Here is a 1,576-nt window from a genome sequence, read left to right as displayed (position 1 = left end):
ATCGGGGCTTCCGGATCCTTGTTGATGGCGACGATGACCTTGGAATCCTTCATGCCGGCCAGATGCTGGATGGCACCCGAGATACCAACCGCCACGTACAACTGCGGCGCGACGATCTTGCCGGTCTGGCCGACCTGCCAGTCGTTCGGCGCGTAGCCGGCGTCCACGGCGGCGCGCGAGGCGCCGAGCGCGGCGCCCAGCTTGTCGGCCAGCGGATCCAGGATCTTGAAGTTCTCGGCGCTGCCCAGGCCGCGTCCGCCCGAGACCACCACGCGCGCGCCGGCCAGTTCCGGACGGTCGCTCTTGGCGACTTCGCGGCCCACGAAGGTGGACAGGCCCGAATCGGCAACCGCGGCAACGTCTTCCACGACGGCCGAACCACCTTGCGCGGCAACCGCGTCAAAGCCGGTGGTGCGCACGGTGATGACCTTCACGGCGTCGGCCGATTGCACGGTGGCGATCGCGTTGCCCGCGTAGATCGGGCGCTGGAACGTGTCGGCGGATTCCACGCCGATGATGTCGGAGATCTGGGCCACGTCGAGCTTGGCGGCCACGCGCGGCGCCACGTTCTTGCCCGAGGCGGTGGCCGGGAACAGGATGTGGCTGTAGCTCGACGCCACGGCCAGCACCTGGGCCGCGACGTTTTCCGCCAGGCCGTCGGCCAGTTGCGGGGCGTCGGCCAGCAACACCTTGGCCACGCCCGCGGCGGCGGCGGCCTGGTCGGCCACGGCGCGCGCATTGGCGCCGGCGACCAGCACGTGCACGTCGCCTCCGATCTTGGCGGCGGCGGCGACGGCGTTCAGGGTTGCGCCCTTGAGCTGGGCGTTATCGTGTTCGGCAATAACCAGCGTCGTCATGATCAGACCACCTTCGCTTCGTTCTTGAGTTTGTCCACCAGGGCCGCGACATCGGCCACCTTGATGCCGGCCTTGCGGGCCGGCGGCTCGCTGACCTTCAGCGTCTTCAGGCGGGGAGCGGGATCGACACCCAGTTCGTCGGGCGTGACGGTGTCCAACTGCTTTTTCTTGGCCTTCATGATGTTCGGCAGCGTGACGTAGCGCGGCTCGTTCAGGCGCAGGTCGGTGGTGACGATCGCCGGCAGCTTGAGCGTCAGCGTTTCCAGCCCGCCGTCCACTTCGCGCGTCACCGTGACTTTGCCGTCGGCCAGTTCGACCTTGCTGGCGAACGTGGCTTGCGGCCAGTCCAGCAGCGCGGCCAGCATCTGGCCGGTCTGGTTGGCGTCGTCGTCGATGGCTTGCTTGCCCAGGATCACCAGTTGCGGCTGCTCCTTGTCGACCAGCGCCTTCAGCAGCTTGGCCACGGCCAGCGGCTGCAGTTCGGCGTCGGTCTGCACCAGCACGCCGCGGTCGGCCCCGATGGCCATGGCCGTGCGCAGCGTCTCCTGGCATTGCGCAACGCCGCAAGACACCGCCACGACTTCGGCCACCGCGCCTTTTTCCTTCAGGCGAGTCGCTTCTTCGACGGCGATTTCGTCAAAGGGGTTCATGGACATCTTCACATTGGCGATATCCACGCCAGTCTGATCAGACTTGACGCGCACCTTGACGTTGTAGTC

Annotated in this window: 2 protein-coding genes; both read right to left on the bottom strand. The window is 67.2% G+C overall.

Annotation, left to right across the window (positions count from 1 at the left end; genetic code table 11):
• A partial coding sequence (locus AVE30378_RS32425) for an electron transfer flavoprotein subunit alpha/FixB family protein (RefSeq protein WP_165360367.1) occupies positions 1 to 857 on the bottom strand: 857 nt, incomplete at its 3' end.
• A gap of 2 nt (positions 858 to 859) precedes the next feature.
• Positions 860 to 1,576: electron transfer flavoprotein subunit beta/FixA family protein (locus AVE30378_RS32420; protein WP_165360366.1), on the bottom strand; the 717-nt coding region annotated here is incomplete at its 5' end.

The organism is Achromobacter veterisilvae, from assembly GCF_900496975.1.
Classification (GTDB): domain Bacteria; phylum Pseudomonadota; class Gammaproteobacteria; order Burkholderiales; family Burkholderiaceae_B; genus Achromobacter; species Achromobacter veterisilvae.
This window is presented reverse-complemented; position numbering and strand designations above follow the sequence as displayed.